The sequence below is a fragment of the Synergistaceae bacterium genome (assembly GCA_031267575.1).
Taxonomy (GTDB): Bacteria; Synergistota; Synergistia; order Synergistales; family Aminobacteriaceae; genus JAIRYN01.
In genome coordinates this window covers 1-15015 of sequence record JAIRYN010000060.1, presented here as the reverse complement: position 1 = coordinate 15015, position 15015 = coordinate 1, and the positions used below count along the sequence as shown (strand labels likewise).

Below are 15015 nucleotides of genomic sequence, written 5' to 3'. Positions count from 1 at the left end.
CCTAGTTTCCTTCTTCCGATATAATTTCAATTCCTACATTTATATTATCCTTGATCAATCTCTTAAGGTATTCTTTCGCTTTACGGGCGTCCATCTTTTCGATTCTTTCGAGAGCTTTTTCACTTCCATTCTGATTATATCGAGCCTGAGCAAATTTCTCGACTTGCCGCTGCACTGCTGGATTGCCATACCAGTCATAATGGTCTGACGGTACGACATTTTCAAGTCTGGAGCGCACTTCTTCGGCATTTGGCAGTACCACGACAAATTTTCCTACAATATTATGCATAAATGCCGCGTCGATTTTTGTCTCGTTGGACAGATCCGCAAGAAGCGCCGCTTTCGTTTGTAAAAATTCAAACGCGAACCTGACGTCCTTATCTTCGGGATTGTTTCTGTTAATCGTGTCAAACACCCGACGGGCATCACTTTGAAGGTCGATGGGCACAAGAGCAAAGATAGGCGTCTTGTTCTTGCTTGACCATTCTTTAGGCGTTTTCGATGAAGTCTTTTCTTCCCACAATTGATGCAGCTTGTATTTTCCTTGTTCGCTCCGCATCTTTTCGGCGAGCGCCGCGACATTCCTTTCGCACTCAAATTTGTCAGCCGTGAAAGAAGTCATCGGCAGCTTTGAATACAACGTCTCAATCTCGCTGTCACTGAATCCGTTCAAGTGGAAAGAATAAACGCTCTTGAAAATCTCTGTCTTCGATACAAAAAAGTTCGTGAACGCATCGGCATTGTTTTCAATGTCCTTGAGAAAAGTTCCTCTCTTGTCATACGGCAGTTCTCCACTTGCGGCAATATCACGCAAGATTTGAAAGAACGTTTTAAGCACGGGGGCTTCTGTAAGGAGAGCCGAACTGGGGATTTTTATAAACTTGGTTTTCTCTCTCCATTCTTGTAGGCAAGCGGCAAGCGATGCCGTCTTCGTATTGATGCGGTTGCTTGCGGCGACGATTTTGTAATCCGTAAGCAACTTACGGATTTCTTCTTCGCCCGTTTCTTGATCCCAAAGCCATAACGCCTCGCCTGATCCTACTTGGCGTTTCACGTCAAGCAATACGTCCGTAACGCCTATTTCAGCGGCCAATGTCGGGAGATCGCCATTTTCAAAGGACGATAAAAATTCTTCCATCGCTTTCTGTGCGTTATCTCTGTCAAGAAGCGCGAAGAGGTTACCCGCCGCTGTCGGCGTCTCGCGCGCCATTTTGCCGATTGCCGCCGCGATTGTCGCTACGCTGCCCCCGACGTTATTCGGATTGGCAAGCGCAGCGAATTTATCGATGAAATCCTCTAATCCGTAGTTGTCTATTTCTTTGAAACACCAAATTGGATACCCCAGCTCTTTCAATTTGGATCGGACATGGCCAGCTATTTGTTCAACAGATATGTGGTCGGAAATCCTGAAAACGACCTTCGCTAAGTCCGCAAAAGCCATCTGCTCTTTGGTCATCACCTCGATAAATTTTTCCTTGTAACGCAGGATAGGCGTATTTTTATGTTTGATGTACTCGCTGACAATTTCCGCCAATTTCTCGGCATTCATTCTGCCGCCGGTATCGCCGTCGCTGTAACGATAAGGATCATTAGCGTATTCCTTCAGCAGGAAGCCCGTCAAAAGGGCGTACAGGTTGCACGGCATAAAGCCCTTCTTCATCAGCGCGTCAAAGACCTCGCTGATCGCAATCTGCCCATTGCGATTAAAAGCGGTTTTTATCTGGTCGTCAACTTTCTGTTTCAGCTTTGAAAGAGGAAGCGTAGGCGCGGACTCCCAGTATTTTTCTGTCAGCCATGCACCCTGCATAAGCGACGCCACAAAGGATTGTTGGAACACACCTCCACATGTCTGCAAGATGCCGCATTTCGCACCAGCCTGAAAATTCGACGCACTAAACATTTGATCGCTAACTTTGGCGTTGTCGAAGGACAACGGATATTTTTTGATAACCATATTTGACAACGCTGTGAGAACGGCGGAAGCGCTTCCATACGGCTCGCCTGTTTTCGCGAACTCCGAATAAACGGTAAACAAACCGCCGGCGACTTTTGTCCGCCAATCCTCAAGTATCGCTTTCACGTTGCGGGACATTTCGTCGGCGAGTTTACCATCTTTCGGCCTCCAATATTCTTCATTCGCGGCGCACTCAACCCATCGCTCAAAACACTCTTGTCCCAGAACCGTGGAAGCGTCAACAAAAACAAGGTCTTTATAACGTTCATCATAATGTTCATCTTTCATTATAGCCCTGATAAGTCCGCGGATTTTATTCCGTTCCTCATCGCCGCGGGCAAAGGACAACACGGCGCGTATTTTGTGCGTCGACGGCCCGTTGGCGATTTTGTTGATGATAACGGTGAAATTCTCGACGGTTATAGGCGTAACGTTATAACGACAACGAAGCGGGGGTGTGAGGAAAAGCGCGGAAGCAAGGTCTCCGCTCGACACCAATGACCAGGTTTTTGTTTCATTAACAAGTCGCTTTTTTATGGCGTCGATCTGCGCTGGGTCGCCGGAAACGGCGGCGGCAGCGTATTGAGTTTTGCCTCCGCCCATAGGTTTGTCATATAGAATACCGTCCTCGACTAATTTCTTAACGAGATTGACCGCGCGGTAGTCTTCTAAGTCTGTGCCCTCAAATGCCCAGTCGATATTCCGGTCGGTCGTCGAGAATAATTCTATGCTGCCCTGGAGTTTCTGATTGATGGCTTGCATCATCAACACGGTCTTGAGGACGCGCTTTTCCTCCGTACTCAATCTGCCCTCGTTTTGAGAAAAGGTGTCAAGGATAACACGGATCATGGAGTCGAGGTTGATTCTGCCGACTCCGGCGCCATACTCGTCCGTGCCTTTTTCATAAAAGAAGTTCCAGAGGAAATCGATGGTGAGAATATCGGCGTCATCGGGACTGTATTTGTTGATAAACCACTGGAACGCCTGTAGGTTTTCCGTTTCGGCGTTCTTGATAAAGTTGAACATACTACGCTGATTGGAAGCGAAGGCGCTCGATATGTTCTTGAGGAGCAGCGCCGCGAACGGGTGAATCGGCAGCATTCCTTTCAACACGTCCTCATGTACTTGTACAGCATTCGATACCTCTTGCCGCGAAAACTTAACGCGGTCATTTAGGTCGTCAGCAAGTCCGTCCCATATACCTTTTGCCGCTTCTTTCACTTTCAACGCATGTTTGATGAGGTCGAACGCGATGGAATCGGGCAATTCTATATTTTTGCGGACAAAGCGATCACGAATAATTTTCCCCGTCTGGTCAGTATCGCTGAAGATACTGCCGGATTGATGTGTTACGATCATTAAATAAAATGGTTTGAAGTTGGAAAATTCCGCAAGCTTCTGAAACTCGTCGAGTGATGTGTGGTTTTTCTTGAAGTATGCTGAAAATTCATCCCAAACGAGGACGATTGCTTTGAGGTTGTTTTGATCGATGACGTCAGTGAGCCAGGCAATGAGATCATCCATACTTGTGGAAAGCGCGGTTATGCCCTCTTTGTTGGCCACAATGAAAATATCGTTGATCAAGGCGTCAACTTCGGCGTTGAGATTATTCAATCTCGCAATAATGTCCTCGACTGTTTTCCCGGCAAAGCTGCCCAGTCCTCTGTACTCTGCTTTTAATATCAATTTATTGAAGAAATCCTTATGAACTTCGTCGGAAAGCCACGTCGCGATGCCGCCGCGAAGAGTGTTCTCGCCTTTGTACGCGACGCCAGCGTTACGAAGAGCCTTTGTCACGCTTTCGTATACCGTCCTGATAAGCGCGCGGTCACCGTCGATACTGCCGGAGGCGTAACGGTATGCCGTTACGATTTTCCCCTGTTTGTGGCCGAGAAGTTTGTTAAGCAAGTCAGGCTGCTTTTGGAGATCGGGATATTCGGCAAAATAAGCCTTGAGTTTGTCCTCGGAGCAGTCGAGTAAGTTCTTCAGCGTCCAGACAACTCGGGATTTGCCTGTGCCAAACGCGCCCTCGACCCATATGCTTTTCTTGTCGTTGTTGGTGGCACGGGCCAGCATACGCTCGGTCGCCTTGAGGAGGTCGATAAACGTCTTGTGTGGAAAAGTCTTTCGCCAGTCAACGCCAGCCTTGATAGACGATTCGTTGATTTCCGGGAAATATTCCTCATCTATCTCGAAATACTCTCTGTATTTATTCATCGCGTCGCTCCTCCTCAAAACAGGGTCAGTACATCTATAGATGTTTTATCCTCACGAAGGGTGATTTTATCGAGGTCGTGCGTAAACGCGGCGTTGATAAAATCGGGGTACTTCGCGGATAATCCGTTCAAGAAACGTTCCATTTCATCGCGATCGAAGCCAAAAATCCGCGTGGGGCTGATACCAGCGGATTCAACCGTGTGATCAAGCAGACGCGTGAGCGTAAATTGATAATACCCTTCACAGGCTTCCGCGAACTTATACAGCGAATAGAGGACGACACGGTTATCTTTGAGTGTGGATTTGTTGCGGGCAAGCGTTTCAATCTGCCGTCTTTTTTCGGTGACGGTGCCGAAGTTCAGCTTCGTGCCGAACGGGAGTTCGCAGAGACGCTTAAATGACGGTATTATGCTGTCGATATTGTCTTTGCTCTGCCCGATAGCCGTCAACATATCCTCTATCGATTTTCTTGGATAAACATGCCCGATGTCGAGGTTTTTGATGTACCATTCCACCTGTGGGTTATAGGCGATGTTGACAAGCAACAACCCAAGCCCCACCTCACTGTCCCAACCAATAGAAGAAAGCCTTTCGGCGAAATCGCTAAAATGATCACTCTCCAAAAGCCCCGCGTCTTTCAAGAAGCGTTTGAATTTCGTTCTTTGAACTGGTCCCAACGTGTTGTTTGAAAGATAGTCATTCTTCTTTCCAAAAAATCCGATAAACCAGTCCGTTTTTGGTGCGTGATTGCTAAAGCAGTTAATTGCTTTTTCCATTTTTTCGCCTTCTCCGTTTGGAATTTTTAACGAATCATAGGCAAGGCAACCGGCGATTAAGTCATGACATTCATGGCAATGGATACAACCCTCTACTTTGACATCCTTGCTAAAAGAGATACAACCTTGCCTGCAGTTCGCTTGGCACGTAGCACATTTTACGCAATATGCGGCTTTTCGGAATACATATCTGAATAGTTTCCCGAATTCAGGGCTATCCCTTGCGACCTGTTCCGGCAACGTCACGATATATCCACACTTATTGGTCTTCTTGACTTCAAACGAAGTTGACTTACCGTCATAGTCCAGCGTATACCTGTTACCGTTCGATGTTAAGTCGCCAAGGGTCTTTATCCACTCACACCAGCCTGTTTTCGGCTCGTTCACTTCGATGGTAATCAAACCGTTTGCCGTTATCTCGGAATAACACCGTCGATTGTCTTTCAAAAAGCGACCGTTCTTCCTTGCGTTCCACCCACCGTTGCTGACGTATTCTTCAGCGGATATATTTTCGCGTCCGTTCGATAGGCTTATCAGGCGAGTAAACTTGTCCACCTCATCGGCGTAATTGACGTATTGAAAATAGTCCGCTTTTGAACTACCCATAGGACAGCACAAACAACCTACGCGCGCGCTTCCTTTTTTATAGGCTTCGTTTATGAACAGACCTTTCGCGAATATATAAAGCCATACTTCGGCCGATGTCCATTCATAAATAGATTTCGTAGCCCTTTGGCCCTTTATTTTGTCATAAGAGTCAATATATGCAAGTTCGTCGGGGTTTTGATACTTAATTTCTTTTTGCGTTAATTGCTCATCCCGCTTTACGCTTTCGTGTGAACGAACGCCGACAAAAACCATACCTGTATACTCGGACTTGCCCAACACTTCCCGAAGTTTCAGCGTTTGCGGCGCGGATTTGTGCACGGAGCAGCACCAACGCAGCACACGCGAGGGCGGCCCGAAAAGTCGCCAACTTTCCTCCGGCTTGAAACGCGACGCCGCGCGGTAAAATTCTATTTCGTCGGCACGGCACTGCTCCTCAATCTTATCGATAACGTCATATGTGTCGGGAAACTCCATGCCCGTATCGCTAAACACGACGACGAAACCACTCTTCGGCAATGCCTTCTTCACGAGTTCAAGCAAAACCATGCTGTCCTTACCCCCCGAAAAGGCGACGTGGAAACAATCCAGTTTCTTGCGGTAACGTTTATATACGTCAAATATCTTCTTCACCGTGACTTGTTCTATGACTTCGAGCAGCTCACGGTTTTTCTCGATCATCGCGGTTATGTCGACGGGAGAGAGCGTTTCGCCGTCCGGCAGAACGCGCTCGCCGTCAGCGTCAAGTACAAACTCCAATGCCGGCGCGGTGTAAAGAGAACCTCCCCTGGTTTTTACCACTAAACGTCCGCGGTACCAGTAGCAATTCGCCTCCGCCCACATATAGGGCAATTCGTCTTGCTGCTCATATTTCCAATGCGCGTTGAAACCGAGAATATCGAGTTCACGGTAATACACCGGGCGCGGCTCTTTGGAAAACAATGGGGTGCTATCATTGAGAAACAAACCACCCGTTTGCGCGTCGTGCGTGTATGCGTACATTGTTCTAAACTCTTCTTTCCCTTATGATTCGTGCTTTCGCGGTGACTTTTGCAATCGTGTTTGCCGTTCTCGCTGCAACGTAACCGCTGTCGAACAGAAAGTCGCCGACTTCTTTTTCCCTTAATTCCACATCCGCGTTTGCCGCGGCGAAAGCAAGCACATCGGTATAGTCGGCGAATCTCGCGGATTCCCGAAAAATTGCCCCGACGTTCCTGCTGTTGATCACTAGGCATTGATATTGGAATTGCTGACTGAACCGCCTGCAATAGCTTTCGAGCAGAAACAGATTCCATCGATAACCCTCGATGTATGGGAAAGAAGTGAAACTCGTTACGGTTCGAAGCGGAATAACATCCGTATGGATAAACAAGCCCAGCGCGTTGTCCGTGGTTTCGACGTCAAAGTCGATTTCGGCATCGGCAACAAAATCATCCTTATCCACGCGCACCATGACGTCATAGGCGACAAGCAACGCCTGGCTGTGGACGCTACCATTGATGTCCTTTTCTAAGGCGGAGAGTTCATCCAACGTCAGATGGTCATGTGTCAGGCAGTAGTGCTCAAATATGGCGACGGAATTAAGCGGCTTGCCTTTCGGTGTGATAATATTACCGCGCTTTTCGTAGCGATCAGCAAGGAAAAGTTGAAACAAGCCATTCTTGACAGCTGTTTTTGACAGTTCGGGATTGAGTTCGAGGCTATTTGGAACGTCGAGCAAGGCGAGAGAAGCATATCCGTGTTCAACTATTTCAGTCTCAACTTTAGCCTCCGTGGCATAGCGCTCGGACTCGTCAAATTCCATTTTTTTTGTATGGATATAAATACCTGGATACACCCACAAAAAATCGTTGTTTTGCGCCAACGCCTGTTTGATTTTTTCGAGCGGCACATAAGGCAATTTTGCTTTCAGTTGCTCATATGACAGGTAAATTGCTGATTTATAGCAACGCGATACCTCGGATTCCACAGTCACATTGCTTTCTGTTGAAAAATAATTTTTTGAATAGCGTAAAAGCGGAAATACATGCGATAACATCGTCTTTAACAGATCTGACGAGAATATGCGCGCCTCTCGCAAAAAGTCGGAGTGGGCGTCATAAAATTCATCATAGTAAAATAATCGGTTACCCTCGGCAATAAGGCGTTCGAGCAATCCTATAAGACCTTTTTCACTGTTGTGAGAAATGGCAAATATCTTCTCACTGTGCCAGATACCGATAGCTTGCAAGAGTGAAGATATGTCCATATCCGGAGGAATAATTTCACCTGCCTTACGATAGTATCTTTTCAGTTTATTTATATCGATGACAGAGTATGGACGTATGCCGTTCGGAAAGTGTTCTTCTAATAAAGATAAGACAATAGACTTCACTCTCTCTCCCACTGGCTTTTGCTTTTCAACTCGAGAAATGAAGCGATTCTCTCGTTTAGGCTTGCATTCAAAGTTCATTTCTCTTTCTCTCCATTTTTATCGTCTTTTGCTCTAATGTCTTTTATAGTATACGGCGCGATTGTCAAAAAAGCAAAAACAGTTAGGGCTTGGCATAGGACAAACGCATCGGGAATTGGCATGAATGATCAATTGATTGATCATTCAATTGATTATTCAAGCGCAAGTAAGTAAGTTAAGCTTGGCATACTCCCACGACTAAAGTCATGGGATTGTAAGATGGGATTGTAAGATCGACAAAGACAGCCAACTGAAACCGGTCTTACGTCTTTTCCTTTAAGAGTGGATGCCCCCACTCTGAGAATATTTACAGCCGCATTGATATCCCGGTCGTGTTTCGCCCCACATCTCGGACACGTCCAGCCACAGACGGACAGCGGTAACTCAGGAAGAACATCAAAACAGGACGAACAGGTTTTTGACGAAGGATAGAACCTGTCGATTTTTGTTCCATTTGATTTTTGTTCCATGATTGCCGTTCTTGTACATCTCCCATAAAAGAATACCGAGAAATTGAGCGTGTCCCAAATCAGATATTTTACGACCCCACATGCGTTGCATAGCTTTCACGTTCAAGTCCTCGACTTCAAGTCCTCGACGAAGATGGATGCATACCACCGTGCGAACTCAAGCGCCAGTTTGTAGTGATAGTCTCTACGTTGATTAGCGATTGTCCTGTGCGTTCTGGCTAGAGCAAGCTTTGCTTTCTTATAATTCTTGCTTCCTCGTCTCTTATGGCTGAGTTCTCGCGAAAATTTCTTGAGCTTACCTGAAGCCCGGTGCATAGGTGCATAGTAGGTACATAGTAGGTGCATAGAAAGAGGCGACTCAATCTTTTCTCCTAAAAGTTCTTTGAGTCGGATTTCTACATCACCAACAAGCACCTTGCGCCGATATTTGGGACGCCAGATAAGATGCTAGTCAATATTGAACACAGATGTGTTCGAATGAATCCATCGTTGATAAGTCATGAAAGAAATTTAACATTAAAGTAGACATAAGGCAAGGAACCAAATACAAAACAAACGCTGCCAACAGCGGCGTTGCGATTCTCATCCAACGGCTAAAGCCGTTGGATGAGAATCGCTTTATCGTAAGCTGACGCCTTATATGACAAAGCGAACCCGGTTCAAAATCATTTTGAGTCGGCCCGGAATCTATAATCGTGCTTATCGCAGCAGATGTAGCAATCCGAGAGAGAACGAGGGGAAGTAGGTAAAAAGCAAAAGACAGGCTATCATTGCGATGAACGACGGAATGATGGCTACGGAGATCTTCTCAATGCTCTCTCCCGAAATCGCCGACGCCACGAAGAGGTTTATTCCATAAGGAGGAGAAATGAATCCACAGGCCAGGTTGACGGTAATGATGAGCCCAAAGTGGATGGGATCCACTCCAATGGACTTGACCACGGGAAGCAGGATGGGCGTCAGAATGATCACAGCCGCGATGTTATCCACGAAACAGCCGAGAATCAAGAGGAAAACATTAATGAACATCAGGATTATGACAGGATTGCTGGAAAACTCCCTGAGCCACGTGCCGATATGAGCCGGTATTTGAGCCATGGTCAAGTAGCTGGCAAAAGCCATGGATAGCCCGATCATGAACTCCGTCGCTCCGTTGATGAGTCCGGTCGTGCGTAGGCACTCGTACAGGGTCTTGAAGTCCAGTTCCTTGTAAACGAATTTTCCGATGAGAATAGAGTACACAACCGCGACGACGGCGGCCTCCGTCGGAGTGAACACACCGCCATAAATACCGCCCAGAATAATAATCGGAATGATAAGCGCCCATATGGCCTCTCGCAGGGCCTTGAGAACCGCTCTGAAGGTGGGTGGCTCGGTGGAACTGAGGTAGCGGCGTTTTTTGGCCGTCAAATAGCAGACGAGCATTAAGGCTATGCCGATGATGATGCCGGGGACGATGCCCGCGATAAACAGGTCTCCAATGGAGGTCTGGGCAACGATACAATAGATCACGAAGGGAATACTCGGCGGGATGATGACGCCAATGGTTCCAGCCGCCGCCGTGATCGCTGCCGCGAAGTCTCCGTGGTATTTACGATCTTTCATTGAGGGAATCATAAACGACCCGATAGCCGAGACCGTGGCAGGTCCAGAACCGGAAATAGCGGCAAAAAACATACAGGCGAGTACCGTGACCATGGCAAGCCCGCCGGTGATGAACCCAACCAAGCTTTCCGCCAAATTGACGAGGCGCCGCGAGATACCGCCATTGCACATCAGCGCCCCGGCCAGAATAAAGAATGGGATGGCCAGCAGAGGAAAAGAGTCAAGCCCCGTCACGGACTTTTGCGCGAGCATCATGAGAGGAATGTCCGACGTAAAGGCAATACAAATCAGTGTGGAAAGCCCCAGAGTGATACCGATCGGAACACTGAGAGCGATGAGGACGATAAGCGTCGAGAACAGAAGAATGGCTTCCATCACAAAGTTCCCCTATTCGCCGAGGCTTCTTCAGGAACGTCGTCCGGGTTTCTCAGGATTTTGATCATTTCCACAACCAGCCGAATAGCCATTAAGGCACACCCCGCAGGAACCGACGCGTAAACCCACGACATGGGGATTTGCATGGCGGCCGAAATTTGACCCGTTTCTATGAGAAAGAATATAAGCCGCGTCCCAAGCCAGACCATGGTGACAGAAAAACCAAACCAGATCACCAGAATCAGCAACTCGAATCTTGTCCTGTACCGCCCCTTCAGGAGGTTGGCGAACATCTCGACCCGGAAATGGCCGCGCTCTTTCACAGCATAGCTGGCACCCACCCACGAAAGCCACAGGAAGATGAACCTCGCGAATTCATCGCTCCAGGAAAGGGAGTTGCTGAAGACGTACCGCATGACGACTTGGCAAAAGACGACAATCGTCATCAACGCCATCGTCCAAACCACAAAATACTCTTCAAAGTTATCCAGAAATTTCTTGAGCGTCATTCCGAGAGCCTCCGCAAAATAAAAACTTTGCAGGGGACAGAACTCGTTTGGTTACCTTCGCAGTTCTCACTATCCCCTGAAACCTCAACAAACAGCCTTCGATTACTTTTGCGCTTTTTTGGCGAGATCCATGATTTCTTTGGTCAAGTCGGTCTCGAACTCCTGATAAACCGAAACGGTGGCCTCCACGAAGGGCTTTTTCTGTTCGGGGGTCAACTCGTTGAGCGCCATACCACTTTCTGTTAGAAACGCCATATTAGCATCTTCTGAGAGAGGCATGACCCGGCGGTGCTCCTTCACGAAGTCGGCAGCGGCGTCGACGACGATCTTCCGCAGATCTTCCGGTAGGGAATCCATGAATTTTTTGTTGGAAAGCAACATAACAACGGAAAAAACGTGCCCCGTCGTCGAGACATACTTTTGCACTTCATAGAACTTCGATTCGTAAATTAAAGTAAAGGGGTTTTCTTGCCCGTCTACTGTCCCCTGCTGGAGAGCCGTATAAAGCTCGCCGAAACTCATCGGTGTAGGATTGGCTCCAAGACGCTTGAAAAACGCGATGTGCATGGCATTTTCCATGGTGCGTAGCTTCAGGCCATTCAGGTCATCCGGCTGTGTAATGGGCTTTCTGCTGTTGGTGATGTGCCGGAACCCGTTTTCGATGTATCCGAGACAACCGAAGCCCTTGTCGGGCAGGAGAGAATTCAGCTTTGCCCCCAGCTCTCCATCCAGAGCCTCAAAAGCGGCCTCACGGGTCGTGAAAAGAAACGGGAGATCCAACACCTGGAATCGCTTATCAAAACCTGCCAGCACCGAAGTGGCAGGAAGCGCGACTTGGAGCATGCCCATCTGTACCGATTCGGTAAGCTCACGATCTCCGCCGAGTTGTCCATTCGGATAAAGTTCGACTTTGATCCGGCCCTCAGATTTGCTCTCGACGTAGGGAATAAAGGTACTCCTCATGATCACCATGTCTGGGTGAGAGTCCGATACGATGGAGCCCACTTTGATCGTGTACTCGACCGCAGCCCCAGCCGGAAACGCCGTAATACAAAGCATGACGCACATCGCGCACAATACAGAAAACTTCTGTCGATTCATTATCTTATCTCCTCGAATGTCACTGTCCAAAATATCGCTACCACATACAATAAACCCTAAGCCGCCGGCACTCATAACATCGCTGTTTTTGCGTCGCTTTCCCAAATCTGTTCCTTAGCGCTTCACCTCTTTTGCCGTCGTAATTTTTTAGATGGATATTCCCAATCAACCGGATGCTCATATTTGTTACGTTACCATATTAAATAGATAATATCAATAAGTTATTCTCGCAAATCTTCACTACAAATCTTCACTGCAAATCTTCACTTGCCGATGCCGAGTTCGCGCTCTTCCGGGGTCATCTCGTAGAGTTTTGTCAGGCGCAAGGCACATTTCCGATTTTTTGAATATATTAATATCTACTTATAGCTAGCAGATACATTTCACATAGTATTCCGAAGACCATATGATCTAAGGAAAAGCTGAATCTTGCAAAGTTTACCCAACGGATAAACGCTTTTTAAAAAATTGATTATCGATACAACTTTGGTTTTCGGTTTCAATATCGATGTTTTCGTTGAATATTTTACGTTCGGAACTTCCCCGAACAACCTCTTATATTCAGTTTTCAAAGCGCGAAAGGAACATAACAAGCTACTATCGTAATATCAATGAGAAAAGGAGTTTGATATAAATTAATATATAATAAATTAAGTATAAATAAATTATTTATCTCTATGCTATACGATGACCCTCTCTGACTCAAACTCTAGATTTTTAGAATTTTTTCATGTCGCATCGCGAACTCTTGGCAGAGAAATCCCACCTTTGGGCAAAATTCCAACAAGGGCATCCGGCTTTTCCCGTAATGCCTCGTCGAGAGCTTGCTGAACGGTCGCGATGCGCTTGTATTTCAGCGCCCTAAGATCTTCGTTCGTCAATCCTTCCCCCACGAAGAAAATGTGCGCCTTATCTCGAACGCGGCAGTTGCAGACCGCCAAGACGGCGGAAACCACGTCGGCCTCGGTGTCTTCCGGACTGGTGGAGCGCAGCCGCTTCAAGACCTCGGAAAGAGGGAGCGCCAACCATTCGCGAAAACGGGGATGATTGTGCGCTAGACCTTCATGGCAGGGAGCGGCAAAGATGATCGTCCCGCCTTTCTTGACGGTAAAATACGCGCAGCTCAAGGCCTTGTTTGCCTGCCAGTAATCCATATCGGCGGGAGAGGAGCTAACGATGACGATATCCGCGAGTCGAGGAACGTCCACGCTGAAAGACAACCGGGATAAGGCGACGCCGGCGCGATGAGCCTTTATAAAATCTCCCGCGAAGACACCGGCAGATTCACCCTCGTAATTTTGGACGACGTTCAGGATGAAGGAAAGACCGATCTTCCGGGCGACAGCCTCAATTCCCTCCCGGCAGGGGTTTCCCTCCACCATACCCAGAGGAATGTCGGGGCACAAAGCGGCCGCGGCGTGAGTCGCGGAGGTCGTTACAAAGTCGCAGACGCCGGGCTGGAGGATTTTGGCTCCCCCCGAAAAGCCGGCATCGCTGTGCGGCACGATGCTGCCCAGCCCGATCAGCAGATCCGCAGAGAGGGCACGGCGGTTGACATGTACGGGAATGCGAACGGGTATCTGCGAACGCAACTTCACCGCTCCTAGATCTGCGATGTCCTCTGAGACGGAGGCGTTGTGCTGATATATTTTAAAGCGGCGTACCGTTTCCACGCCGAGTTTTTCTTTGATTTCCCACTCGGTCATGACGCGATGCGTTCCGGGAGCCGTCAAAAAGCTTATGGCGTCGTCGGGGACTCCGTTCCGATTGAGGTAACCCGTGACGATAGGAATAATTTTATTGAGAGGAGTATTACGCGTGGCATCCTCGACTAAAAAGAGGATGTTTTCTTTGTCACGCACCAGTTCCTTGAGCGCGGGTGTTTCGATCGGGTGGTCCAGAGCGTACCGCAGAGCTCGCTCAAAATCAGCAAGAGCTGGCAATCGGGTCATTTCGCCATTAAAAGCGATAGATTCTTGAGGGACTTCGAAAAAAAGCTGGGAACGCCCGTAAGGGATACCGTACTTCAATATACCACCCACTTTCGCGTGATTTCGAGTCGATATCAGGTCGTTCAATTGTTTTCATTGTTTTCGCATGTAGTATTATAGCAAACGTCAAAAAATCATTTTATACTCATATACTATAATGAAGATTAAAACAAGTCAACGGGAAGAAAATTTTAGAACAAAGAAGAGCCGAGGACCTAATATCCCGCGCGACAGGCGTAGACCGTGTTGTTGAAATCAATATGTTTCGCCAGGGCCTGAATGAGGTTTTGTACATTTTTCCCTTCCACTTTTCCTTCCACAGCCTGAAGGATTTCCAGGCGCTGTTCTACCCTCTCCTCCGTTGCGGGTAAGGCCAAGGAGCAACTTCCGCGTGGCCTGATGATGACTGCCACGCTATCTCATCACCTCATCCAGCTCATTGGCCTGATCTCGGAGAACAAGATGACGTGACCGTGTATTATTTGCTCTCTGATGTAAAATGTGGTATAAAATATAAAATGTATTGGTGGAGAAAATTAGAATTCTAAATTTTGAGCCAAGGTTTTGGTTGGGTTAATCTAGGAGAGAAAATCATGATTTCAACGCTTGTTTTTCACGTAAAATCGGATATAATAAACAAGCAACAAGCAACAAGCAACAAGCAACAAGCAACAAGCAACAAGCAACAAGCAACAAGCAACAAGCAACAATTTCTTCAATTCTTAAAAGTTCTTTTTCTCTTTGATACAATAACGATTGCGGCTTCGTTTGGGCGTGTATTCACGTGCCTTAACGAGGCCGTTTTTTTATCGTAATTGTTCAAGCTTAGGAGGGCGGATTTCGTGTTTGATAGATTATTCTCGAAAAGAAAAAGCAAGTCGGGAACTAATACACCTCGCGCATCTTGCTCCAGTTGTGGTAGCGTTGACAGTGAAGTTTTGCACAGGCACGATTTTGCG

The 15015-nt window shown here is 47.5% G+C and carries 12 protein-coding genes; 1 reads left to right on the top strand and 11 read right to left on the bottom strand.

Features of this window, described 5'->3' with window-relative positions:
- Window position 1 precedes the first annotated feature (1 nt).
- The 11 genes from LBJ36_10460 to LBJ36_10410 form a co-directional block, all read right to left on the bottom strand.
- Window positions 2–4171 carry a hypothetical protein gene (locus LBJ36_10460; GenBank protein MDR1379456.1) on the bottom strand — a complete coding sequence of 1390 codons (4170 nt, stop codon included), beginning with the start codon at window positions 4169–4171 and terminating at the stop codon, window positions 2–4.
- A gap of 14 nt (window positions 4172–4185) precedes the next feature.
- The gene (locus tag LBJ36_10455; protein ID MDR1379455.1) at window positions 4186–6555 is read right to left on the bottom strand and encodes a phosphoadenosine phosphosulfate reductase family protein; all 2370 of its coding nucleotides are present in this window, start codon (window positions 6553–6555) and stop codon (window positions 4186–4188) included.
- Window positions 6556–6559: 4 nt separating this feature from the next.
- On the bottom strand, window positions 6560–8005 hold the full coding sequence (locus LBJ36_10450) for a hypothetical protein (protein ID MDR1379454.1): 1446 nt from the start codon (window positions 8003–8005) through the stop codon (window positions 6560–6562).
- 152 nt (window positions 8006–8157) lie between these two features.
- Window positions 8158–8475: a transposase gene (locus LBJ36_10445; GenBank protein ID MDR1379453.1), complete on the bottom strand. Its 318-nt coding sequence runs from the start codon at window positions 8473–8475 to the stop codon at window positions 8158–8160.
- The gene (locus LBJ36_10440) at window positions 8402–8623 is read right to left on the bottom strand and encodes a hypothetical protein (protein MDR1379452.1); all 222 of its coding nucleotides are present in this window, start codon (window positions 8621–8623) and stop codon (window positions 8402–8404) included. Before LBJ36_10440 ends, LBJ36_10445 begins: the two co-directional genes overlap by 74 nt.
- The gene (locus LBJ36_10435) at window positions 8578–8790 is read right to left on the bottom strand and encodes a transposase (protein ID MDR1379451.1); all 213 of its coding nucleotides are present in this window, start codon (window positions 8788–8790) and stop codon (window positions 8578–8580) included. The genes LBJ36_10440 and LBJ36_10435 overlap by 46 nt, the downstream gene beginning before the upstream one ends.
- Window positions 8791–9174: 384 nt before the next feature.
- On the bottom strand, window positions 9175–10455 hold the full coding sequence (locus LBJ36_10430; protein MDR1379450.1) for a TRAP transporter large permease: 1281 nt from the start codon (window positions 10453–10455) through the stop codon (window positions 9175–9177).
- The gene (locus tag LBJ36_10425) at window positions 10455–10964 is read right to left on the bottom strand and encodes a TRAP transporter small permease (GenBank protein ID MDR1379449.1); all 510 of its coding nucleotides are present in this window, start codon (window positions 10962–10964) and stop codon (window positions 10455–10457) included. Before LBJ36_10425 ends, LBJ36_10430 begins: the two co-directional genes overlap by 1 nt.
- Before the next feature lie 102 nt (window positions 10965–11066).
- Window positions 11067–12065, bottom strand: a complete 999-nt coding sequence (locus LBJ36_10420; protein MDR1379448.1) for a DctP family TRAP transporter solute-binding subunit — start codon at window positions 12063–12065, stop codon at window positions 11067–11069.
- Between the two features lie 728 nt (window positions 12066–12793).
- Window positions 12794–14107 (bottom strand): nickel-dependent lactate racemase, encoded by a 1314-nt coding sequence (larA, locus tag LBJ36_10415; protein MDR1379447.1) that lies wholly within the window; start codon window positions 14105–14107, stop codon window positions 12794–12796.
- Between the two features lie 164 nt (window positions 14108–14271).
- Window positions 14272–14469: a hypothetical protein gene (locus LBJ36_10410; GenBank protein MDR1379446.1), complete on the bottom strand. Its 198-nt coding sequence runs from the start codon at window positions 14467–14469 to the stop codon at window positions 14272–14274.
- 180 nt (window positions 14470–14649) lie between these two features.
- Here LBJ36_10410 and LBJ36_10405 point away from each other — a divergent pair, with 180 nt between their 5' ends.
- Window positions 14650–14871, top strand: a complete 222-nt coding sequence (locus LBJ36_10405) for a hypothetical protein (GenBank protein MDR1379445.1) — start codon at window positions 14650–14652, stop codon at window positions 14869–14871.
- Window positions 14872–15015: the final 144 nt, after the last annotated feature.